20 protein-coding genes are annotated in these 22,806 nt (G+C 38.4%); 18 read left to right on the top strand and 2 right to left on the bottom strand.

Annotation, left to right across the window (positions count from 1 at the left end):
* Positions 1 to 327 precede the first annotated feature (327 nt).
* The 6 genes from FC90_RS04380 to FC90_RS04405 all read left to right on the top strand — a co-directional run bounded on the left by FC90_RS04380 (position 328) and on the right by FC90_RS04405 (position 7,714).
* Entirely contained in the window at positions 328 to 570 is a 243-nt protein-coding gene (locus tag FC90_RS04380) for a hypothetical protein (protein ID WP_057908083.1), read from the top strand.
* 154 nt (positions 571 to 724) lie between these two features.
* Positions 725 to 1,606, top strand: a complete 882-nt coding sequence (locus FC90_RS04385) for a hypothetical protein (RefSeq protein ID WP_151886771.1) — start codon at positions 725 to 727, stop codon at positions 1,604 to 1,606.
* 380 nt (positions 1,607 to 1,986) lie between these two features.
* Complete coding sequence (locus FC90_RS04390; RefSeq protein WP_057908085.1) at positions 1,987 to 4,089, top strand: hypothetical protein; 2,103 nt, start codon at positions 1,987 to 1,989, stop codon at positions 4,087 to 4,089.
* Between the two features lie 22 nt (positions 4,090 to 4,111).
* A complete protein-coding gene (locus tag FC90_RS04395; protein WP_151886770.1) occupies positions 4,112 to 4,372 on the top strand; it encodes a hypothetical protein in 261 nt (86 codons plus the stop codon).
* Positions 4,373 to 4,414: 42 nt separating this feature from the next.
* Positions 4,415 to 4,825, top strand: coding sequence for a (deoxy)nucleoside triphosphate pyrophosphohydrolase (locus FC90_RS04400; RefSeq protein WP_057908087.1), 411 nt, complete (start codon positions 4,415 to 4,417; stop codon positions 4,823 to 4,825).
* A 9-nt stretch (positions 4,826 to 4,834) separates the two neighbouring features.
* Positions 4,835 to 7,714: a DEAD/DEAH box helicase gene (locus FC90_RS04405; protein ID WP_057908088.1), complete on the top strand. Its 2,880-nt coding sequence runs from the start codon at positions 4,835 to 4,837 to the stop codon at positions 7,712 to 7,714.
* 83 nt (positions 7,715 to 7,797) lie between these two features.
* Here the strand turns inward: FC90_RS04405 and FC90_RS04410 are convergent, their stop codons facing one another.
* Positions 7,798 to 8,847 carry a type I restriction endonuclease gene (locus FC90_RS04410; RefSeq protein ID WP_057908089.1) on the bottom strand — a complete coding sequence of 350 codons (1,050 nt, stop codon included), beginning with the start codon at positions 8,845 to 8,847 and terminating at the stop codon, positions 7,798 to 7,800.
* 615 nt (positions 8,848 to 9,462) lie between these two features.
* On the opposite strand from FC90_RS04410, the gene FC90_RS04415 reads away from it, so the two are divergent.
* The 10 genes from FC90_RS04415 to FC90_RS04460 all read left to right on the top strand — a co-directional run bounded on the left by FC90_RS04415 (position 9,463) and on the right by FC90_RS04460 (position 19,705).
* Positions 9,463 to 10,302 carry a PRD domain-containing protein gene (locus tag FC90_RS04415; RefSeq protein ID WP_057908090.1) on the top strand — a complete coding sequence of 280 codons (840 nt, stop codon included), beginning with the start codon at positions 9,463 to 9,465 and terminating at the stop codon, positions 10,300 to 10,302.
* Between the two features lie 2 nt (positions 10,303 to 10,304).
* The gene (locus FC90_RS04420) at positions 10,305 to 12,173 is read left to right on the top strand and encodes a beta-glucoside-specific PTS transporter subunit IIABC (RefSeq protein WP_057908091.1); all 1,869 of its coding nucleotides are present in this window, start codon (positions 10,305 to 10,307) and stop codon (positions 12,171 to 12,173) included.
* Positions 12,174 to 12,181: 8 nt separating this feature from the next.
* On the top strand, positions 12,182 to 13,612 hold the full coding sequence (locus tag FC90_RS04425; protein ID WP_057908092.1) for a glycoside hydrolase family 1 protein: 1,431 nt from the start codon (positions 12,182 to 12,184) through the stop codon (positions 13,610 to 13,612).
* Between the two features lie 237 nt (positions 13,613 to 13,849).
* Positions 13,850 to 14,302, top strand: coding sequence for a CopY/TcrY family copper transport repressor (locus FC90_RS04430; protein WP_057908093.1), 453 nt, complete (start codon positions 13,850 to 13,852; stop codon positions 14,300 to 14,302).
* A 15-nt stretch (positions 14,303 to 14,317) separates the two neighbouring features.
* Complete coding sequence (locus FC90_RS04435; protein WP_057908094.1) at positions 14,318 to 14,689, top strand: cupredoxin domain-containing protein; 372 nt, start codon at positions 14,318 to 14,320, stop codon at positions 14,687 to 14,689.
* Between the two features lie 24 nt (positions 14,690 to 14,713).
* Positions 14,714 to 14,989, top strand: coding sequence for a cupredoxin domain-containing protein (locus tag FC90_RS04440; RefSeq protein WP_057908095.1), 276 nt, complete (start codon positions 14,714 to 14,716; stop codon positions 14,987 to 14,989).
* A complete protein-coding gene (locus tag FC90_RS04445; RefSeq protein WP_057908096.1) occupies positions 14,986 to 16,914 on the top strand; it encodes a copper-translocating P-type ATPase in 1,929 nt (642 codons plus the stop codon). The genes FC90_RS04440 and FC90_RS04445 overlap by 4 nt, the downstream gene beginning before the upstream one ends.
* Positions 16,915 to 17,175: 261 nt before the next feature.
* Positions 17,176 to 17,916, top strand: a complete 741-nt coding sequence (locus FC90_RS04450) for a metal ABC transporter ATP-binding protein (protein ID WP_057908097.1) — start codon at positions 17,176 to 17,178, stop codon at positions 17,914 to 17,916.
* Positions 17,913 to 18,767 (top strand): metal ABC transporter permease, encoded by an 855-nt coding sequence (locus FC90_RS04455; protein WP_057908098.1) that lies wholly within the window; start codon positions 17,913 to 17,915, stop codon positions 18,765 to 18,767. Before FC90_RS04450 ends, FC90_RS04455 begins: the two co-directional genes overlap by 4 nt.
* Positions 18,764 to 19,705 carry a metal ABC transporter solute-binding protein, Zn/Mn family gene (locus FC90_RS04460; RefSeq protein ID WP_057908099.1) on the top strand — a complete coding sequence of 314 codons (942 nt, stop codon included), beginning with the start codon at positions 18,764 to 18,766 and terminating at the stop codon, positions 19,703 to 19,705. The genes FC90_RS04455 and FC90_RS04460 overlap by 4 nt, the downstream gene beginning before the upstream one ends.
* A 42-nt stretch (positions 19,706 to 19,747) precedes the next feature.
* On the opposite strand, the gene FC90_RS04465 is transcribed toward FC90_RS04460, so the two are convergent.
* Positions 19,748 to 21,439 carry a glycosyltransferase family 8 protein gene (locus FC90_RS04465; protein WP_226789467.1) on the bottom strand — a complete coding sequence of 564 codons (1,692 nt, stop codon included), beginning with the start codon at positions 21,437 to 21,439 and terminating at the stop codon, positions 19,748 to 19,750.
* Positions 21,440 to 21,655: 216 nt separating this feature from the next.
* Here FC90_RS04465 and FC90_RS04470 point away from each other — a divergent pair, with 216 nt between their 5' ends.
* Both FC90_RS04470 and FC90_RS04475 read left to right on the top strand, forming a co-directional pair.
* Entirely contained in the window at positions 21,656 to 22,444 is a 789-nt protein-coding gene (locus FC90_RS04470) for a tyrosine-protein phosphatase (RefSeq protein ID WP_057908100.1), read from the top strand.
* A 96-nt stretch (positions 22,445 to 22,540) separates the two neighbouring features.
* Complete coding sequence (locus FC90_RS04475) at positions 22,541 to 22,792, top strand: GlsB/YeaQ/YmgE family stress response membrane protein (RefSeq protein ID WP_057908101.1); 252 nt, start codon at positions 22,541 to 22,543, stop codon at positions 22,790 to 22,792.
* The last annotated feature ends 14 nt before the right edge of the window (positions 22,793 to 22,806 follow it).

Here is a 22,806-nt window from a genome sequence, read left to right on the forward strand (position 1 = left end):
GTAAGCATTATAGAGTTTCACATATTATCAAACTAAAGCAGTAAATTAAGTTAGCTTATTTACAATATTTTAATGGTCATATTTTTGGTCACAGTTTAATTCAAATCTAATCTAATCACGCTAGTTATACCGTTAAAAATCCCAATAAATCAGTGTCGAATTCTCTTAATTCCGAATAGGTTATTGAATGGGAATAAAAAGCTAAGCAAAATACCGCACAGCGTTTTAACGCTGTGCGGTATTTTTTTTGTGCAATCAATTGCGGCTTTTAACGGCTGTGCTTTGAAATATAGAATACCATCTAATCAATGAAAGTAGGGATGATTGATGACAAATGGGCAACCATTAACGACTAGTGAAAAGATCAAACAAAGACTTGTCTTTGCAGTGGCGAAGTTAATTCAAATATTTCCCTTAATTGGGTTAACCATGATCCATAACGGGCAGTTGTATATCTCATTCTACACAGCCTTAAAAACGGGCCTATTATTTGTGAATAATAGTCGGCACGTGCAAAATGCGTTTAAAATAATATGGCGGCCTTTATCCTGGGCGCCAGCGCCGGTGTGATCAATACCGATCTATGAGGGCGTTTATTATCCCGAGCGGGTGGTTTGGAAATGGTATCTGATGGGCACTGAAATTAATACCTTATTGGGATTTAGTTTGCTCACCGCTGGGGGGCTTAATCATTGCGAGTCACTTTTCGTACCGGTTGGTCTTTGTGGGCATTATGGGTTTTGTTTTAATCGGTTTGATGGGCATGCAGCGCTTTGAACCGTTTGTAAAACAACCTGGCGAAGCCGTTTTTGTACCGCAAACGAAATCGGTCAATAATTTAGAATTATTTATCTGGGTCACTATCATGGCATTTGCGCTGCGATACTTGCGCCTATTTGAAGCTAAGTTTGTTTGGCAACTAGTACTCATTGCGATTGTTGGCTTAATTGGACTAGTTATACGGGTTATTCTGACGCGGGGGATGCAGACGAATATGCTGGCTTGGTTATTAATCGCCGCGCTAATCAACGGTGCATTTGAGACGTTCCTAATGCTTTATATCTTTGTTGCCGTTCAAAATAAGGCCTTAATGATTGCCGCGTATATGACCTATGGAATCGGCATGCTTCTCGCGCAAGTTATGCGCCGTACGATTCAAGGACGCTTTACCCAATTATCAGACCTAAAAGGCCAACTACTAGGCTGCATCATTGGCGCTTGGCTGATGATGATCCCATACACAATCCTCCTCGGGATTGTATTGATTAGTTTCTTTGGCAGTGCCAACAGCATTCTTTTAAATCATCGTGCTTATAACACCGGTGTCACGACACCAGCCCAAACCTTAATTGTTAAATATCGGAATACGTATCTCGGCAGTATCCTAATGCAATTTATCTTGATCACCGGCTTGATGGGCCTAGCCGTAATGCGGCAACAAGACATGACGGCCGTGATTGCCCAAATCAGTAGCAGTGTCGCAATGACTAACACTACCAGTCAATTGATTCACCTGGCCAGTCTAATCAGTGTGGGCTGGCTAACGCTGATCGCTGGCTTGGCTGGTAGATACTTACCGGCGGTCGATGAAAATCCGCTCACTTAATGGATAAAAATAACGGCCCCTGTTTAGGGACCGTTATTTTTGTTTTTGAATATTGGGTTATTATTTATACGGATTTTGGGGGATGAAAAACATAAAGGTGCCTCTAGCGGTACAATACTCAAATAAACGAATAGCGACTCCTCAAAATCCGCCCTAGATTCTAACTATCTTTAAAAATCAGATGTAACTAAAATTGAGTGCTATTAGTTAGAAAAATGGGGAGCTTTCAATATATTATAGGGTATAAAAATTATTATTTATATGGTTATTACAAAGAATAATGAGAATTAGACATAATATTAAATTGTGATTTCACTGTAAGAAATAAAAGTATATAGTTATTACTAAATAGTACTATTTAATTTTTTGGGGGGATTATAGTGACAATAAAAATTGATTTTCATATACATACATTATCAAAAGCTGGAAAAGATAATGGTTTTATTTTTTCACTTGGTTGGTTGAAAGAATATGTAAAGGTCCAGAAACTGGATGCGATAGCAATAACAAATCATAATTTATTTTCAGAGACGCAGTTTAAGGAAATTAATGATGCATTAGAGTGCACAGTATTACCTGGTATTGAATTAAGTTTAAAAGATGGACATGTGAATATAGTTTTTGAAAATTCAGAAGATAATAGAAATAAGTTAGCTAAAATAGCACAGGCCCTTGAGTTAGGTGCAGTGAAAGGACTATCTATCGAAGAGTTTAAAGAAAAATTCTCAGAAATGAAAAAAGGTATCATTATTTTTGAGTATGGTAAGAGTAATTCACTTGTAATTGATGAAGATTTTAATGATCCATTCTTTCGAAATTATACTCTTGTACGCGGTGTAGGAACACAATTAAGGTTTCAAAAAGCATTATTACAGGATCAACCATATTGTCCAGTTTTATTTAGTGACGGCCATGCAACAGAAGTTGATCCTGATCCCGTTCGCAATGATATAGTAAAACTTGGGTTGAAGAACACCTTTGTGCAGATGGAAAAATTTAATTTTAATCAATTGTTAGAAGAGTTAAAAAATAAAGAACATGTTCAAACAACTAAAGATGGACTTAGTAATATATTTGAAATTGATGTAGAAAATAATCCGATAGCCGTTTCAACAAAATTAAATTTAATTGTTGGTAGAAGGGGTAGTGGGAAAACATATTTACTAGACCATATACAAAGCCAATATGAAAATAGTGACAACACAATTGCATATATTCGTCAATTCAAATCAAATGAAGAAACAAAAGTATTTTTGGATCAAGAAAAAAATAGGATAGCAAATGATTTTCGAAATCGATGGGTAGAAAATAATAAAACGCAACTTGATGGTATTGTACAGTTTTATAAAACCAATTTTGAAGACCAAGTTGAAGAATATTTAAAGAGTGTGAGACGATTTGCTAATGAGTTTGTATCTTCGAAAGTAGCAAAAGAAGTTCAATTATTTTCACAAAATAAATTCGAGATATTAGACACAAAACAGAACCAAAAAAATATGGAGAAGATGAAGGAAGTAATTGAAGCTCGAGATTTATGGCAATTCATTTCAGGGGAGAGAAGGGAAATATACCTAGCTAACTTGATATCGGCGTATAGAGAACTTAGAACTAATTTGATAAGACAAGAATTAGATAATGAAATAAAGGAAAAAGTAAATAATATCGTAGAAATCGTAAAAAATATAGTTGTAAAAAAAACTGCTATACAGCCAGTTAGTACCCTTGATATTGTGAGTCAATTTAGCCGTTATAAAGAAAAACAGCAAATTGAATTATTTATGAAGAAAGCTATTGCAGATATTGTGGATAATGTAGTACCCGAATATTCTTATAAAATTCATGTTGTAAAAGAAGAGTGGAAAAGTGCCGATGATTTTATAAAAAATGTACCAAGTGAGGGTAGGACTGCGGTAAAGGGTGATTTAGTAACGCCATATATAAATAAAAATTACTTACTATTTCTGAAGAATTTATTTAGCGATAAGTACCTGACAAAATTTACACTTGAAAGTGGATTGGATTTATCTCGATATTTATTTAATTTTAGAGTTGAGTTATTAACGGAAGCTGGTACTCGTGCATCAGGAGGACAGCAAATGGCTTTAGGATTAATGATGAAATTAGATGATGCAAAGAAGGCTGATATTGTATTAGTGGATGAACCGGAAGGGTCTCTAGATAATGTATTTATTAAATATGAATTAATACCAAAGCTCAGGGAATTATCTGGTACTATTCCTGTTTTTGTTATTACGCATAATTCAACTTTAGGAGCATTATTAAATCCAGATAGGCTTATTATCGCTAAATTTAATACGGTTACAAAAAAACATGAGTTAAAATCAGGAGACTTCCTGTCTAAAGAGGTATTTGATAGTGATGGAAATGTAAGTTATTCTTATGAAGACTTTGTAGATGCAATGGAAGCAGGGTATGATACTTATGTAGAAAAGGGGAATCAGTATGGATATCTTAAACATTAACAATAATGAGGTACAAATTAGAGTGAGTGAAGAAGAAAGCGTATCCGTTTTGGATATTAGTAAAGAGCAGTTATTCAAAATACTAGACAATATTTACGAGAATGAGGAGTATTATAATTTAGAGTTGGTGGGAAACGAATTAGCGTCTATTAAAAATCCGGTAAAAAAAGTAATTGCTGAGCAGATTTTAGATAAAATACAGGACTTTAAGAAACAGGTAGGTGCACTTAGAACTACATTAAGTGCAAAGTATCCAGAAATCCATAGTGAAATTGAAAAATAATAGTAATATGTTCGTAAGAATTAATGCAATGGAGTGTTCTACATGAAAGATATTTACGTCGTTGGTGCTGCAATCATCAAGGATAATCAAATTCTATGCACAAAGCGGGCCACTGACCGAATTTTAGGAGATTTGTGGGAATTTCCGGGTGGGAAGATCGAACCGGATGAGGCGCCGGAAGCTGCTTTAGTGCGGGAAATAAAAGAAGAGTTGGGTGCTGATATTTTAGTTGGGCCGGCAGTCGCAACCGATGTACACCAATACGACTTTGGTAACGTTCATTTAACCGTTTATTATGCGCAGTTCACAAAGGAAAGTTTTGGGTTAGTGGCGCACAGCCAGATGAAATGGTGCCATCAGTCTGAATTGGGCCAATTAACTTGGGCTCCAGCAGATGTAGCAGCGATGCAAGCCATTCAAAAACAAGATTTAACACAATTAACGTTTAAGTAGGGAGCATTCATGACGGATTTACAGACTGAATTACAAAATTCAGCTTTAGCAGGATTAGTTGATAAGGAGCGCTATATTTCTCAGGATGAATACCTGCCGAAGTTACTATTTAACACAGCAGAAGATCATGTTAAGACGCATTTGGATGAAGAACTGATGACTTGCCAGCACTTCACTTTTGCCGTGGCTTTCATTACGGAGGCAGTTTTAACGATGCTGAAACCAAAGTTAGCCGACCTTGCCTTAAAAGGGGTTACGGGCCGGATTTTGACGTCTAATTATCTAGGCTTTAACAAGCCTAAAGTCTTTAAAGAATTGTTTAAAATCCCCAACCTTGAGGTGCGGATTTTAAAACAATCTGATTCATTTCATGCCAAAGGTTATATTTTTGATAAGGGCGACTATCAATCAATGATTATTGGAAGCTCGAACTTGACTGAAACGGCATTAATTCGTAATTACGAGTGGAACTTAAGAATTACCTCATATGAAAATGCAGCGCTAACCGCCCAAGTTATCAACGAAGTCCAACAGCAATGGCAACGTGCAGAGGTGTTAACGCCAGATTGGATTGCTAATTATGAAGCTGATTACCAGACAATTGTTGTTAATCGTCAGAAAAACGAACCAGCCGCAATTGTTGCCGAAGAGTCCGCACACTACAGCACGATTACGCCTAATCATATGCAAAAAGAGGCGTTGAAGTCGTTGAATTTCTTGCGACATGAGGGCCATCAAAAAGCATTAATTGTTTCGGCAACCGGAACTGGGAAAACTTATTTGGGGGCATTTGATGTCCAACGTGTGAATCCGAAGAAGTTCCTATTTATTGTGCATCGTGAACAGATTTTAATGAAGGCTAAAGCCAGTTTTCATCAGGTGTTAGGCGGCGATTGGTCAGAGTATGGGATCTTATCGGGAAATGAAAATCAACGGGATGCACGATATTTATTTGCGACGATCCAAACGCTGTCCAAAGAGAGGACATTAACGCAGTTTGATCCAGCAGAATTTGACTATATCATGATTGATGAAGCACACAAATCGGGTGCCAGCAGCTATCATCGGGTGATTGATTATTTTAAACCACAATTTTTATTAGGAATGACGGCGACTCCTGAACGGACGGACGATTTTAATATTTACGAGTTGTTCGACTATAATTTGGCCTATGAGATTCGCCTGCAAGATGCTTTGGAAGAAGATATGTTAGCCCCGTTTCATTATATTGGTGTGACGGACTACGAGTTAGATGGCGAGATTAGTGAGGAAAAGACACCGTTACAAAATTTAGTTTCTTCGGAACGAATGGATTATGTTGAACAGCAGTTGAACTATTACGGTTATGCAGGTGATCAGGTCCATGGCTTAATTTTCTGTAGCCGGAAAGATGAAGCCAAAGAAGTCGCGCAGATTATGACCGCTAAAGGCTATCCTTCAGTTGCTTTGACTGGCGAAGATAGTGTTGATTATCGAGAACAAGTCATTCGAGACTTTGAAGCTGGTAAGTATCAATATATTGTGACGGTTGATATTTTCAATGAAGGGATCGACATTCCTTGTATCAATCAAGTGGTAATGTTGCGGAATACGCAATCCAGTATTATCTTTATCCAGCAACTGGGCCGGGGTTTACGGAAGTTTCCGCGTAAAGATTTTGTGACGGTGATTGATTTTATCGGAAACTACAAGAATAACTATTTGATTCCGATTGCTTTAACAGGTGACCATTCACGGAATAAGAATAGTCTACGTAGTAAGTTGAGTACGGACCAAATTATCGGGATGTCGACGATTAATTTTACCGAAGTTGCTAAACAACGGGTTTACGATTCGATTAATAATAGTAATTTGACTGAATTGAAACAGTTGCGCGATGATTATCAAGATTTGAAGAAACGTCTTGGCAGAGTACCGTTGTTGTTTGATTTTACAACGCATGGTTCGATTGATGGCTCAGTCCTGATTGCTAAATACGACAACTATTACCAGTTCTTGTTGAAGATGAAAGAGGATGTCCATCTCACTATTGACGAAGATCAGGTTCTAAGAATGCTGTCCAAAGAATTACTGAACGGGATGCGAGTTCACGAGTTATTATTACTAAAGCTACTGCTTGAAAAAGATGGTGGATTATCAGTTGATGACTTCAAACGAGCACTTGAACAGGTACACGCTAGAACTGATCAGAAGACGTTAGACTCAATGTTATTAATCCTTGGGTTAAGCTTCTTTAAAACAACAGATCAAGACAAATACGGTCGTGAAGCCTACGTAGTACTGCTTAACAATCAATATCAATTAAACTCTAAAATTAAGGCTGCTTATCAAGCAAATTCGTTTTTCAAATTGCTTGTGGATGATGTTTTAGCGACGGGTTTATTCAAAGCAGACGATTATGATCAAACTGTGCCATTAACAATTGGTAAGAAGTATACGCGAAAAGATGCTTGTCGGTTATTAGGTTGGGAGAAAGATCAGTCTTCAACAATTTATGGCTATAAAACCGCATATGGGACTTGCCCACTATTTATTACCTATGCAAAATCGCAGGATATTGATGATGGTATTAAGTACGAAGATGAGTTTTTAAATAGTCAAACGATGCGCATGTTCACGCGCCATCCTCGGAAAATCGACTCAGCAGAAGTTCAAACAATGGTTCAAGGGAATGCATCTGGTGAATTAAAAATGCCATTATTTGTGAAAAAAAGTGATGATGAAGGGATTGATTTCTACTATTTAGGGCTTGTTGATATTGATCAGAAATCATTACGTCAAGAATCAATGGTTGTTAAAGATGGTAAGATTGATCCAGTCGTAACAATGAATTTAATTCTTGAAAAACCAGTGCAATATAGTTTGTATTTGAATTTGACGAAGGATTAGAAAAAATATGATTAATACAGCAACAACAAAAAACGGTCATTCACTAAACTAACGAAATTACTAGTTTGATGAATGGCCTTTTTTTATAGTTTATTTTCTGCCACTTTCTTAATCTGGTCAGCATATTGATAGATATCAGTAGGGTTGATGAAGTCTAATTTAGTTGATTGTTCATCGTTTAGCTCGATAAAGTTGTGGGTATTAGTAAAGTAGACACGGACAATCCATTTGCGGATATTATCATCTAGTAAAACGTTAAAATATGAAAGGTTATCTCTGTAGTTGATACGAGATCCTTCAACTATATCTTTTAAAATGATTTTAACGGTCGCGTAAGATTCAATTTCTGCGGATGTTGTTTCGACTTCGTTTCCCGTAGGATCAGGTGTTTTATCTTCTTCTGTAATAGAAACGGAGGTTTTTAATGCAGAGCTAAGTTTATCATTAACTTTTTCATTAATAAACTGGGTGATAGCTTTAGCAATAATTGGTTTGAAATCTTCAACAGCACTTTCGGTCTTTCTGCCTTCATAGACAGCACTCATAATATATTTAGTAAAATCAATACTTGGATGTTCTTGTTCATTTGATAAGTACTGTTTTACTTCGTTAACGTACTTTAACTCTGAAGCAGTACTTGTAATATTATCAACGTTGAAGTTATCTTTTGAAAATTTAAATAGTTCAGTAATTTGAGCATCTCTTAGTTTAGTAAGATTAACAGTTAAGAAAGGAGTGGTATCCATTTTATTAGGTTGATCTAAGTCAGTGAAAAAGCGATATTCTTCACCATTAGTCAAAATGGAAAATTTAGCATTTGTAGTGCCAAAATAACGGAAAAGCTGGGAATCATGTTTAGTGAGAGATTCGTTAATTGATTTAGCTTCAATCAATATCTGTAAAGAATCGTCTAAAATAATTGCGTAATCTACCTTTTCCCCCTTTTTAATACCAACATCCGCAATGTATTCTGGAATAAATTCCATTGGATTAAAGATGTCGTAACCTAATGCTTGGAAGAAAGGCATGATAAGGGATGTTTTAGTGGACTCTTCGGTAGTTAGAGATTCTTTCAGTTGTTCTACACGCTTAGATATATTTTTGATATTTGAAATAAACTGTTCTTTTTCCATAGAAGTAACCTCCAAAATGATGGGTATATATACAACATTAGTATAGTATGATTTTAACAATAAAGAAAGCGTATTCCCCTAGGTGTTTTTTGACTATTTTGCACGCATAGGCTAATTAGACTGACACTATAAGGTCAGTTTTAAAAGGATTTTTTATAGTGAAGTTGTTGACCAGTAGGCTATGGCTGCGGGAATTTATTCAAAAATTACCTATGATGGACCAATTTACAGCCAATGTTTATCAAGATGATGACTAATTCTAAACGGCATCATGAAGTTAATCTGGAATGGTTGCAAGAACAACTTGAGAATCAATAACAAAAAATCACCGAATAAGTAGGATTCGATAGGTAAAATGCTAATTATCCGGTGTTTTCTGAATGGCGTTAGCAAGTTTAACGTAATCTTTTATTTGAGAAATCGATTTATTGAAAGCGTTGACATTTTCAAGGAATATGATATGATTAAAGCAATAAAGATGAGAAACTTAAGAGCAGTAATGTAACTGTTCTTAGAGTTATGTAACCTTAATTGGGCAGAACTCAGATTAATCGCAGACAAGATTTTAATTTTGTTTGCGGTTGGTCTGAGTTTTTTTTCTGGAAAGGAGTAAAAATGCGCATTCGTAAAATTCTGAACAATAATATTGCAATCGTTACTCGAGGGGTGAATGAATCGATTATCTACTCTCCGGGAATCGCGTTTCATAAAAAGGTTGGTCAATCTGTATCGGAAGATGAAGTTCAAAAAAACTATGTATTAGATTCGAAGGATCGGCTGGAACATCTTAGTTATTTGTTAACACATTCTGAACAAAAGATGATAGAAATCACGAATCAGATTGTAGATTGGTACGAAATTGATGTTGATGCCAAAATCGATGACTATTTATACATTACTTTACTCGATCATATTTCTTTTATGATTAAGCGTGGGCAAAAGGAAGAATTTATTATGAGCCCACTGCTATGGGAAGTAAAAAAATTCTATCCTCATTTTTATGCCTTAGGGATTCGAGCGGTTCAATTAATAAGTCGTGAGTATGCAATCGATTTTCCGATGGCCGAAGCGGTCTCCATTGCACTACATTTTATCAATATTCAAGACGAGAAAACTAATATCTCTGAAAAATTACAAGATATCGGCGTTCTACGGGATTTACTCAATATTATTAAGTACCATTTTAAGACCGATTTTGATGAGAACAGCATCAACTATTTACGATTGGTAACGCATTTACAATATTTCATTGAACGGTTGAATTCTAATCGAGCCTATAATTCCGATCAAACGATGTTATATGAACAAGTTAAAACCATTTATCCAAGTGCATATGAAGTTGTTCAAAAAATTGAGAAGTACATTATTGAAAAATATAATCAAGAGATTTCCCAAGATGAGTATACCTATTTGATGATTCACATCAATCGGGTGACAGAAAGAGCAGGTAATTAGACATGCAATATCAAGCATTAAATAATAAGATTATCGAATTAGTAGGCGGTAAAGAGAATATCCAAGCGGTTGTGCATTGTATGACAAGATTGAGATTTACTTTAAAGGATAGAGAAAAAGCTGATACAGAGGCACTCAAGTCAATCGACGATGTTATCGATGTGGTTAATAATAATGTCTCGTATCAAATCATTATCGGCACGCATGTTGCTGATGTCTACGATGAGTTAGTGACAATGCTTGGTATCAAAAATAATACAGACGAGATTGTAGCCGATAAACCGAAAAAGAATATTGTCAAATCGATTTTGGATGTTGTTTCAGAATCAATGACTCCGATTCTAGAACCAATTATTTGTGCGGGATTATTAGCAGCATTATTATCGATTATCTCGTTGACCGGGATTATATCAGTTGATAGTTCGACCTATAAGATATTCGATGCACTAAGAACAGCTGTATTTTATTTTCTGCCAATTTTAATGGCAATGAGTAGTGCCAAACGACTCGGTGCAAGTCCTTATTTAGCAGTTGCGCTGGCCGCGACAATCTTATCGGCACCCATTAATGGCGTCGCGGGCTTAACGTTATTTGCAATTCCGTTGCCACAAATTACGTATGCTAATAGTTTTATTCCCATTTTATTAGCAGTTTGGTTTATGGGATACGTTACTAAATTTGTTAAAAAAATCGTTCCTAATACACTGCAATACTTTCTGACGCCACTTTTGATTATGCTCATCACGTTACCAGCAACGTTAATCGTCTTTGGACCATTAGGCTATTATCTGGGTGAAGGCATTATTCAGTTTTTCAATTTATTAATGAAATATGTTGGTAGTTGGTTTGTGATGATGCTTTACTCAGCATTGCAACCGTTCATTGTAATGCTCGGCGCAGGGAACTTCATTATGCCAGTGGTTGCCGCTTTAATTGCGTCCGACGGGTATGATCCAGCATTTATTTCATCAGCAACAATCTCTGATATTGCTGTCGGTGGCGCAATGTTGGGCTATTTCTTGAAAACTCGAAACAGTAAGCAGAAACAATTATTTGGAACAGTTACCCTGTCAGCAATATTGGGGGTAACTGAACCAGCTATTTACGGGGTTTTTGTTAAATTTAGACGCCCATTTATCGCTGTCATGATTGGTGGCGGACTAGGGGGGCTTTTTGCTGGATTGACTGGTGTTAAAGCCTACTCTATTGCATGGGGGTTATTCGGATTGCCGGCTTATATTGGTAAGGGCGATTTTATGAACTTATGGTTGATGGTCACTGCCGTCATTATTAGTTTTGTAGGAGCGGCAATTGCTGCATATGTCTTAGGTATTCCTGCTGAAGATGGTATTCCGAGTCAAGAATCGGTCATCAAGCCCAAAAAATTACAAGCGGATAGTGAATCTCACTATACAACGCTATCCGTTGATAGTGTTGTGGATGGTAAATTAGTTCAGCTATCAGAAATTAACGACGCTGCGTTTTCAAGTGGCGCGATGGGTAAAGGGGTTGGCATATACCCTAACGTTAATCAAATTGCATCGCCGGTTACAGGAACGATCACGGCTGTTTTCCCAACTAAACATGCCTTAGGAATCACCGGAAGTGATGGTGTTGAAGTACTAGTCCATATCGGGATTGATACCGTTGAATTAGAAGGACAATATTTTGAGGTGCTTGTCAAACAAGGTGATACCATTGAGAGTGGCCAACCGATCGCCAATGTTGATTTTGAAAAAGTGAAAGCAGCCGGGTATGAAATACCTGTGATAATTATTATTACCAATACAAACGAATATCTCGATATTATTCCAATTGCAGATAAAGATGTAAAGGTGAATGAATCAGTAATGAATATTATTTTAAGGTAGGGATATAAATGAAACTAAAAAGTGATTTCTTATGGGGCGGGAGTATCGCCGCGCATCAAGTTGAAGGCGCATGGGACGAAGATGGAAAAGGACCAGCCATAATGGATTTTGTCACAGCCGGCGAATATGGACAAGCGAGGGGGATTCACAAATCGATACAAGCTGGTGTGAGGTACCCCTCACATACAGGGATTGATTTTTATCATCGTTATCCAGAAGATATTAAATTATTTGCTGAAATGGGCTTTACGGCGTTGCGAATTTCGATTGACTGGAGCAGAATATATCCGCAAGGAGACGATAGCACACCGAATAAAGCCGGCATTGAATTTTATCAAAACTTAGTAGACGAACTTTTAAAATATAAAATTAAACCAATTGTGACGTTATATCATTTTGAAATGCCAATCAATTTGGTTCGAAAATATGGATCGTGGGAAAATCGACAAGTCGTCGATCATTACTTACGCTTTTGTGAAACCATGTTTAGGGCGCTAAAAGGGAAGGTTAGTTATTGGGTTACTTTTAACGAGATGAATCATATTGATCCGCAAAGTGAAGCCAGTGATATTTTCACCTATATTATTGCTGGGTTGAAGTACTCTGAATTAACAAATAAAGCACAAACCCTGGCAACAATTGGCTATCATATGACACTTGCAAGCTGTGCGGCCGTTGAATTAGGCCATAAAATTGATCCCGAAAACAAGATTGGGTGTGTTTTTGGGATTGAGCCGGTGTATCCGATTAATAGTGACCCCGATAATATTCTGACGGCTTTTAAACAAATGGACCGTGATTTTTATCAAATCGATGCAATGTGTAAGCGGAAATTTCCGCAATATAAACTAGCGGAATATAAAGACCAAGGAATTGAGCTAGTGATATCAACAGCGGACCAAGAGATTTTTAAAAATGGGTCAATTGATTTTATTGGAATGAATTATTATGCGTCATCTGTCGCTGAATATAAAGGAGCGCAGGAAAAAAATAGTGCCCTTTTTGGCGGTCTCCAAAATCCGTTTTTACCAACTAGTAAATGGGGATGGGCCATTGACCCAGTCGGCTTACGCTATCTATTAAACTATACGTACCGTAAATATGAGCTGCCAATTATGATTACTGAAAATGGTTTAGGTGCGATTGATCAAATCGATAGTGACGGCCAGATACATGATTCTTATCGAATTGACTATTTAAGTAAACACATTCAAGAGATGAAAAAAGCAATTGAAATCGATCAAGTTAATTGTATCGGTTATCTCACGTGGGGCCCAATTGATCTAGTAAGTGCGACCACTGGTCAAATGAGCAAGCGCTATGGGTTTATCTATGTTGATTTAGACGATCAAGGATTGGGAACACTAAAACGAACGAAAAAAGCTTCATTTGATTGGTATCAAAAAGTAATCGAATCTAGCGGGACACAACTTTTTTAAAGCCGTACTAACTAGTACCGCATTGGTTAATTTAACCTGTGAAAAATAAGTAACCTCCACCCCGAGTGAAACCAACGTTTCGCTCGGGGTGGGGGTTTTTGAATCCTGTGGTTTTTGCCAATTAGCCAGTGCGTAATATGGGGAAGAGTGGCTGAAATTTTTATCGTTGACAGATGTAAACACAAGCGGTATGCTTATTACATGAACTACAGTTGTAGACGAAATAGGTGAGCGATGATGACGACTGCAAAAATTAATTTAACCCCTGCTGAATGGGAAATAATGCGAATTATTTGGACTAAAGGTGCGATTACTAGTAATGAAGTAATCACTTTAATTCAAGGTAAAAAGAACTGGTCAGAATCAACGATCAAGACATTATTACGGCGGTTGGTAAAAAAAACAGCCTTGGCAACCGCTAAAGTGGGACGGAAATTTATCTATTCGGCAGAAATTGATGAAAATAGTGCAATTGATCAAATCACTGATGATACTTTTAGCCGGCTATGTGAAATGAAAAAGGGGGCTGAGTTAGCCAAATTAATTACCAGCACAACACTCAGTAAACATGATATTCAAACGATGCAGGCCATTTTGGCTAAAAAACTAGCAACCGCCCCTGAAAAAGTGGCTTGTAATTGTTTATCAGGAGAAAATCAATGCGATCCAAAATATTGTGAAGTAGAATAAATAAGGAGAATTGACATGGTAAAAATGATAGTTTTAATCGTGGGTTTATTATTAATTGGGTTTATTATCTGGTGGTTTTTTGGAAAACACAAAATTGATACGACGACTGCCGCAGTTCAGCATAATCAACAAACCATCAATATTGAAGTTAAGGGCGGTTATTCCCCTGAAAGAGTCGTTTTAAAAAAGGGTGTGCCGGCAGTTTTGAATTTTAATCGAAAAGACTCATCAAGTTGCTTAGATCGAGTTGTTTTTCCGGATTTTGGGATTAACCAAGAACTACCACAAAATCAACCACAGACAGTCAAGATTGATACTAGCAAACCGGGTACTTATCAATGGGCTTGCGGCATGGATATGTTTCATGGTGAATTAATTATTAAATAAAAAGATTTAACGGAGGCAATACAAATGACACAAGCAATTCAAAAAGCAGCGATTCAAGTTGCGGGTGGTTACAATCCAGAAATGATTACCCTTAAACAAGGGGTACCAGCCGAATTGACCTTTACGAGAACTTCGGATCAAGGCTGTTTAGATGTGGTACATTCGACCAGTTTAGGTTTTGAAAAAGATTTAACTTTAGGAGTACCACAAATGGTGAATATTCCAACTGATCAAGTCGGTGAATTTGATTTTAGTTGTGGCATGGATATGTTCCATGGAAAGGTGGTCATTGAAAAATGAAAATTGTTACGCGCTTTTGGATCTCGTTGATTTTTTCATTGCCGATGTTGCTTGAAATGCTCTTAATGCCACTTACGGGATGGATGTTACCTGGTGGTCAATGGACAATGTTAATTTTGACGACGGTTGTGATGGTGATTTCAGCGCGTCCTTTTATTCAAAGTGCTGTTGCTTCATTTAAAAAGCACCATTCGAACATGGATACGTTAGTGGCAATTGGAACGGCAACCGCTTATTTTTTCAGTATTTATGCGATGTTTAATCATCAAGCTGTTTTCTTTGAGAGTGCGGCTTTTGTGATTACTTTTGTCCTATTAGGCCAAGTTTTTGAAGAAAAAATGCGGCATAATGCTTCGAATGCCATTGAAAAATTAGTCGACTTGCAAGCTAAAGAGGCTGAGGTGATTCGTAATGGTCAAGTTATTCGAGTGCCAATTACAGAAGTCGTTAAAGGCGACTTATTACGTGTCAAACCGGGGCAAAAAATTGCGGTCGATGGGGTTATTACAGATGGTAATTCAACCATTGATGAGTCTATGGTCACTGGAGAAAGTATGCCAGTTGAAAAAAAGGCTGGCGATCATGTGATTGGTTCAACTATTAATAGTACAGGGACTTTTACCTTTGAAGCTGAAAAAGTTGGTAATGATACGATGCTGGCGCAAATTGTCGATTTGGTTAAAAAAGCCCAGAATAGTCATGCACCGATTCAAAATTTAACTGATAAAGTTTCTGATGTTTTTGTACCGGTGGTATTAATTATTGCAATTGCCACTTTTTTGATTTGGTATGTTTTCTTAGGTGCGGCTTTAGGGCAAGCGTTGATTTTTGCGGTCTCAGTAGTCGTAATTGCCTGCCCATGTGCGCTGGGTTTAGCGACACCAACGGCCTTAATGGTTGGGACTGGTCGTGGTGCCAAAATGGGGATTCTAATTAAAAACGGTGAAGTTTTGGAAGAAGTTAATGATATTCAAACGGTTGTCTTCGATAAAACGGGGACAATTACTGTCGGAAAGCCCAAAGTAACAGATGTGATTGGCGATCAAGCCAAGATTATTGGACTAGCTGCTGGCTTAGAAACGTCATCAGAACATCCGTTAGCCACTGCCATTTTGGATCAAGCCCAAGCCTTAGAAATTAATGTGCCCCAAGTGACTAATTTTAAAGCGCTTGAAGGTCGCGGGGTTGAAGCTGTTGTTAATGGGCAACGTGCCTTTGTTGGGAATCAACGTTTATTGACAGATTCTGAGATTAATTCACAACTAAAAGCTGAAATTACCCGATTGCAAAATGAAGCTAAAACGGTTGTATTTGTCGGATTGGGTAATGAAATTATCGGCTTAATTGCGATTCAAGATACGCCAAAAACAACTTCTAAAGAAGCAATCGCGGCATTAAAAGCACGTGGTTTGAAGACAGTGATGTTAACTGGTGATAATCAACATGTTGCTCAAGCAATTGCTGATCAAGTAGGGATTGATGAGGTCATTGCCGATGTTTTGCCAAGTGATAAAGCAGCACATGTTGCTGAATTAAAAGCGCATGGTAAAGTGGCTTTTGTCGGTGATGGGATTAATGATGCACCGGCTTTGACTGCTGCTGATGTTGGAATTGCTATGGGGTCTGGAACGGATATTGCAATTGAATCTGGTGGAATTATCTTAGTGAAAAATGATTTACGCGATGTTGATCTGGCTTTAGCACTGAGCAAAAAAACGTTTAATCGTATCAGATTAAATCTTTTCTGGGCTTTTGTGTATAATGTCTTAGGGATTCCGGTGGCAACCGGTGTCTTTTATACATTCGGCTTAATTTTAAGCCCTGAATTTGCTGGGTTGGCGATGGCTCTTAGTTCATTGTCGGTTGTGACAAGTTCAGTACTTCTAAATAAAGCTAAGTTATCATCGAAAATTGTACGTGCTTGATGGACTGTATTGTGCAGTGAACCGTCGTGATTGGTTAAAACTAATCACGACGGTTTTTTTGTGGGGAAATCGTGTGCTAAAAGTTAAATATGGCTGGCAAACCGCTTTTTTGGGGGAAATGTTTTACGTGAAACATGTTGAAATGGTGTTTCACAGATTATTATAAAAGTTAGCCAAAGCTAAAATATTTGTTAATTTGCGTAAATTCTTGTATGCTGTAGAAGAATAAGTTAGGTTTACCTAAAAGAATGGAGGCGTTTTATGTTAGTGGTTAAAAACCTCACTGTTGCTTATGATGATTCACCAGTATTGACTGATGTTACTGTACATTTTGATGCGGGTAAGATTACTGGTATTATTGGCCCCAATGGCGCGGGCAAATCAACACTCATTAAGGCTATTTTGGGTTTGATTAAGGTCCGGCAAGGTTCAGTTTTATATCAAGATTGCCCAATTCACACAATTCAAAAGCAAATCGCTTATGTTGAACAGCGAAAAGATTTAGATTTAAATTTTCCAATCAACGTTTTTGACGTTGTGTTAACGGGAACTTACGGTCAGCTTGGTGTCTTTCATAATCCAGGGCAAAAAGCAAAGCAGGCCAGTCTCGCGGCGCTCGAACAAGTTGGGTTAAGTGCTTTTTCAAAGCGACAGATTGGCCAACTATCAGGCGGTCAGTTACAGCGTGTCTTTGTTGCGCGGGCGATTGTCCAGGAAGCAGCGATCATTATTTTAGATGAACCATTCGTGGGGATTGACTTACAAAGTGAGACTGCAATTATGGGCATTATGAAGCAGTGGCGCGATGCAGGCAAGACCATTATTGTCATTCATCATGATTTGAATAAGGTTTCACAATACTTTGATGATCTGGTTGTGATGAATCACGGGGTTGTCGATTATGGGCCAGTCAAAAAAGTTTATAATGCCCAAAATATTACGCAGGCCTTTAGTGCTGACTTATCGACGGTCTTATTTGATGATCAGGCGGTGGCAAAATGACTAGTATCTCAGTTTTTATCAGTGTACTAGGGCGCTATGAATTTCTGCAAAGTGCATTATTAACAGCGGTTATGGTCGGGATAATGTCAGGAATTGTCGGTAGTTTTATTATTTTACGCGGTATGTCATTGATGGGGGATGCGATTTCGCACGCTGTTTTACCAGGGGTTGCTATTGCCTATATGTTAGGGATTAATGTGTTATTGGGGGCTTCAGTCTTTGGTATTTTAGCAGCACTCTTAATTGGATTTGTCGCAACCCATAGTAAAATTAAAACGGATACCTCAATTGGGGTTGTTTTTAGTGCATTTTATGCGCTCGGGTTTATCTTAATTTCACTTGCGGAGAGTGCTACAAATTTGCATCACATTTTATTCGGTAATATTCTTGCTGTGAGTGACCAAGATATTATGACTACTGCGATTGTTCTTGGGTTAGTGATCCTATTTGTTTCATTTTTCTTTAAAGAATTATTGATTACTTCATTTGATACAACTTATGCGCAAACGTATGGTTTAAAAACACAGGTCCTACATTATGGCTTAATGTTGGTTTTAACGCTTGTAACGGTATCGGCATTGCAGACGGTAGGGATCATTTTAGTGGTGGCGATGTTGATTACGCCGGCGGCAACTGCCTTTTTATGGACAGATCGGTTAGTGGTGATGCTCTTTTTAGCTGCTGGAATTGGTGCGTTAGCGGCAATTAGCGGGCTGTACTTTAGCTATACGTTGAATTGGGCATCTGGCCCGGCAATTGTTTTGGCAGCAGCAGTCTTATTCGCGTTTTCATTTATCTGCTCGCCCAAGCAAGGGTTTCTTAAATGGCATCCAAGGAGGTCAGTAGAATGAAAAAAATGGTAATCACCTTGATGGGCGTTTTATGCTTAGTCGGAGGCGTGTATGGGTTGTTAGACTATCGTGCCCAAGTAAGACAATTTCAGACTAGGCGACAGCATAAATTACGAGTGGTCACGACCAATTCGATTCTGGAAGATATGGTGCATAATGTTGGTCAGGAACACATCGAACTTTACAGTATTGTTAAGCGCGGGACGGACCCGCATGAATATGAACCGCAACCTACTGATATTGCACAGGCGACTGATGCGGACGTGATTTTCCATAATGGGTTAAACCTGGAAACCGGGGGTAATGGTTGGTTTAGTAAGTTGATGAAAATTGCCCATAAGCAGTTTGAAAAAGATGTCTTTGCTGCGAGTAAGGGGATTGAGGTTCAGCATTTAACCACGAATAAAAATGAACCTGATCCACATGCGTGGTTGAGTTTAGCCAATGGGATTCAGTATGTTGAAAATATTACGACCGTGTTGCAAGCTAAGGATCCGGCGCATGCAGATGCTTACCGGAAAAATGCGAATCGTTATCGTGCGCAATTACGCCAACTACACCGACAAACGCAAGTCAAATTTGCTGGTATACCAACTAAACAACGCGTATTAGTAACTTCAGAAGGAGCGTTTAAATATTTTGGGCAGGCCTATCAAGTTACCCCAACATATATTTGGGAAATTAATACCGAATCACAAGGGACCCCTGAGCAGATGCAAGCAGTACTCAATAAAATTGCGACTGCCGATGTTAGAAATCTTTTCATTGAAAGTTCGGTATCCCCGAAATCAATGGGAAAAGTTGCCCAAGAAACAGGGTTGCCGATTTATGCGAAAATTTTTACGGATTCTCTCGCTACCAGTGGGCAGACCGGTGATACTTACTATACAATGATGCGATGGAATATCAATCAAATATACGCTGGCCTAGTCGGCTAATAAAAGGGACCACAAAATTAATTTTGTGGTCCCTTTTATTAGTTAGCCTTCTTGAGGACGCGAACGTCTTTGATCAAAGGCAACTAAATGCGTATTCGGTCTTAGGAATCGCTGCCGATAGTAGCGATACTGTGGGGTAAATGGGTGTGTTGAGGTTGGTTGCCATGGTTTTTCATGCCCGCAAAAATGGACAAGGGATGGTGCACGTCGCGTCTCAGCAAATTGTTTTTTCAATTGTTCAGTTGGCGGCGTGATGGTCTGCATCAAAATATTAGTTTGTGCATTCCATTGTGGGTGAAGATGGATCCAACGGTCATGTAAAATCGCATTTAAAGCATCTTGATCATGGAAACGTAATTTTTCGGGATGCTGATTAATAAATGTGAGGACGCGTTCGACAATCTGATGCTGACGCCATTTCTTTAGATTCATCAACATCACACCAGAGTTAAAGTAGCGCGGGCTTTGGTAGGTGATTGCCATTTTTTCAAGGCGCTGGTGAAAGCCGGCATCTTCTACCGCCGCTAGGAACGACTGTCCCAAATCAATGTCCCATAAGCGAGCTAAGTTAGTGACGCATAGAGCATCACAGTCGATATATAAGGCGCGGTCGAGTTGCGGGAGGACGTTGGGAATTAAAATGCGGTAGTAAGCTGTCTTCAAAATACGGTCGCTTTCAACAGTATTAGCTAAGCATGATTCATCGACTGTCACGAAGGTTAAATCAGCATCGAAATGCCCAACAACTTGTTGTAAAACCGCTCTATCGCGAGCAGTCAGGTGATCTTCCATGACATAAAATGCATAGCGCCTGAAAGAATCATTATGATTCAGAATCGAGGCGTACAAGATTGCTAGGGTTTCGACAAATTTAGAATTGGTGGCCGATACGATGTTGATAGCATCGTGCTGAGCGTCACGCACCTGATTAAAGCGTGTCATATATTGGTTTAAAAAAGGGTGGGCTTTTAAAGTGTTCCACGGTTTTTCATGAGTGGTGAAATGGACAATTGCTGGCTGTTCAATTGCTTGATCAAATAACTGTGCATATGTCGGATTAATCGGCGCATGTCTTTTAAAGATTAAAGAATTTTGTACATTCCACTTAGGTGCTAGCAGTTGTACCTGTCCAACGAGAGTTGCATTCAAGGCATCTTGGTCATGGAATTGTAAGCGATCGGTATGCTGCTTGATGAATTGGAAGGTTCGGGTAGTTATTGCAGCTGCTTGCCAACGAACGGTATCAATTAACATGACACCAGAATTGAAATAGATGTTATTTGATAATGGTGGTTTAATACCGAGCCGACGTAAGGTGAGTGCTTGGCCTGGATCGATGACAGCGCCAACGATATGCTGTCCTAAAGATGTGTCGTACAGTGGTGTCAGATCGGCTTGGACGAAGACGTCAGCATCTAAATACAAGACGCGTTCAATGCCTTTATCCAGTAAGTACTGCGGGGCTAAAATCCGGTAATAGGCAGTCTTATTAATGTGGTTACTTTCGGGGAAGCGCGCGAATAGTTGATGATCAACGGGGATGAACGCAACATGATGTGGCGCATCAGTAATGCTTTGAATCCGAGTTTGAGACTGCACAGTGAGGGCATTATCGAGAATAAAAAAATTAATCATTGTCAGCGGCGAAATGTGTTCAATCACAGATTGCATCGCAACTAATAACGGATTAACGTAAGCTTCATCGGCGGCAAACATGATATTAACGGTTTTCATGATTATCAATCCTTTCTGAAATGACAAAAAATGGACACAATACTTTAGATTGATTTAAGCAAGTTCAACAACTCTTTGTAAAGGTAAATGATTATGGAATTGATAATTATTTTGTAAGCCAAATCATTGCACCTCGGTAAAGGAATATTTTATAGTGAGGCTAAAGAGCACTGGGATCACTTTGATCGCCAAGTCATTAATGAGGAGGCTGCACCAATGATTTCACGCATATTGCCGATTAAAAAAGGTTATAATTTCCGTGAGTTAGGCGATTATCAGACGCTTGACGGTCGTCGGATTAAACAGCAGCGCTTATTTAGAACGGGACATTTAGCTCAGCTCGATAAACATGATTTAATGCTTTTGGCCCGGTATCCAATTACGCAGGTGGTTGATTTTCGTTCGCCGTTGGAACGTAAGCAAGCCCCAGATAAAAAAATAGCGACCGCCACGTATGAATCAATTCCAATTTTTAAAGAAGATGCGACCCAAAGTATGGCGACTGAAGTGGAACTGTATGAACGGTACACGAATAATCCACTCGGTGGACAACAACAGATGCGGCAGGTTTATCGGGATATGGTGCAAGATCCCTATTCAATTTTAAAGTACCGGCAATTTTTTGAACGATTATTAACTGAAGCCCATCCAGAGCAGGCGTTTCTTTTTCATTGTACCGGTGGTAAGGATCGAACTGGGATGGCTGCTTATTATTTATTAAATGTATTAGGTGTTCCTGCGGCGACGATTCGCTATGATTATCTGTTATCCAATACTGCATCTCGGGAACATGTTGCCGCACGTATCAAGGCATTGCGGCAAAAGGATGCCTCAAGTGGGTTTCTAAAAAGTATGCACGCCCTGATGAGTGTTGATCAATCTTATCTCCAAGCTGCCGAAATCTTAATTGATCAGGAATATGGCTCAACCCAAGGCTTTATCCGCCATGCATTAGGACTAACCCATAGCGATATTGAGCAGTTGAGAGCGATCTATTTGGAATGAGCGGATTAGTTTACGAATGCTTGTTGAACTTGATACATTGAGGAAGAACCAAGGTCTTTAGGTATTTAAAAACTGCATTATGAAAGGATGATTATTATGTTGCATTGGTTATGGGTTTTAATTGTTGGGGCTTTAATCGGAATTATTGCTGGGGCTTTGACGAGCCGCGATTTACCGGCGGGATGGATTGGTAATATCATCGGTGGACTAGTCGGAGCTTGGCTGGGTCAAGCGTTATTTGGTAGTTGGGGACCGCAATTAGCCGGGATGGCATTAATTCCATCCATTATCGGGGCAGTGATTGTGGTTTTCGTTGTTTCATTATTGATGACACGCAAAAAATCCTAATCTAAAAGGGGCGG

This window comes from Latilactobacillus graminis DSM 20719, from assembly GCF_001436415.1.
Classification (GTDB): domain Bacteria; phylum Bacillota; class Bacilli; order Lactobacillales; family Lactobacillaceae; genus Latilactobacillus; species Latilactobacillus graminis.

Excerpts from the sequence above, each read along its gene's own strand:
- FC90_RS04435 (WP_057908094.1), top strand. The coding sequence starts at position 14,318 with ATGGTAAAAATGATAGTTTTAATCGTGGGTTTATTATTAATTGGGTTT.
- FC90_RS04410 (WP_057908089.1), bottom strand. The coding sequence starts at position 8,847 with ATGGAAAAAGAACAGTTTATTTCAAATATCAAAAATATATCTAAGCGT.
- FC90_RS04465 (WP_226789467.1), bottom strand. The coding sequence starts at position 21,439 with ATGAAAACCGTTAATATCATGTTTGCCGCCGATGAAGCTTACGTTAAT.
- FC90_RS04445 (WP_057908096.1), top strand. The coding sequence starts at position 14,986 with ATGAAAATTGTTACGCGCTTTTGGATCTCGTTGATTTTTTCATTGCCG.
- FC90_RS04450 (WP_057908097.1), top strand. The coding sequence starts at position 17,176 with ATGTTAGTGGTTAAAAACCTCACTGTTGCTTATGATGATTCACCAGTA.
- FC90_RS04405 (WP_057908088.1), top strand. The coding sequence starts at position 4,835 with ATGACGGATTTACAGACTGAATTACAAAATTCAGCTTTAGCAGGATTA.
- FC90_RS04400 (WP_057908087.1), top strand. The coding sequence starts at position 4,415 with ATGAAAGATATTTACGTCGTTGGTGCTGCAATCATCAAGGATAATCAA.
- FC90_RS04420 (WP_057908091.1), top strand. The coding sequence starts at position 10,305 with ATGCAATATCAAGCATTAAATAATAAGATTATCGAATTAGTAGGCGGT.
- FC90_RS04425 (WP_057908092.1), top strand. The coding sequence starts at position 12,182 with ATGAAACTAAAAAGTGATTTCTTATGGGGCGGGAGTATCGCCGCGCAT.
- FC90_RS04430 (WP_057908093.1), top strand. The coding sequence starts at position 13,850 with ATGACGACTGCAAAAATTAATTTAACCCCTGCTGAATGGGAAATAATG.
- FC90_RS04380 (WP_057908083.1), top strand. The coding sequence starts at position 328 with ATGACAAATGGGCAACCATTAACGACTAGTGAAAAGATCAAACAAAGA.
- FC90_RS04440 (WP_057908095.1), top strand. The coding sequence starts at position 14,714 with ATGACACAAGCAATTCAAAAAGCAGCGATTCAAGTTGCGGGTGGTTAC.
- FC90_RS04455 (WP_057908098.1), top strand. The coding sequence starts at position 17,913 with ATGACTAGTATCTCAGTTTTTATCAGTGTACTAGGGCGCTATGAATTT.
- FC90_RS04475 (WP_057908101.1), top strand. The coding sequence starts at position 22,541 with ATGTTGCATTGGTTATGGGTTTTAATTGTTGGGGCTTTAATCGGAATT.
- FC90_RS04415 (WP_057908090.1), top strand. The coding sequence starts at position 9,463 with ATGCGCATTCGTAAAATTCTGAACAATAATATTGCAATCGTTACTCGA.
- FC90_RS04470 (WP_057908100.1), top strand. The coding sequence starts at position 21,656 with ATGATTTCACGCATATTGCCGATTAAAAAAGGTTATAATTTCCGTGAG.
- FC90_RS04460 (WP_057908099.1), top strand. The coding sequence starts at position 18,764 with ATGAAAAAAATGGTAATCACCTTGATGGGCGTTTTATGCTTAGTCGGA.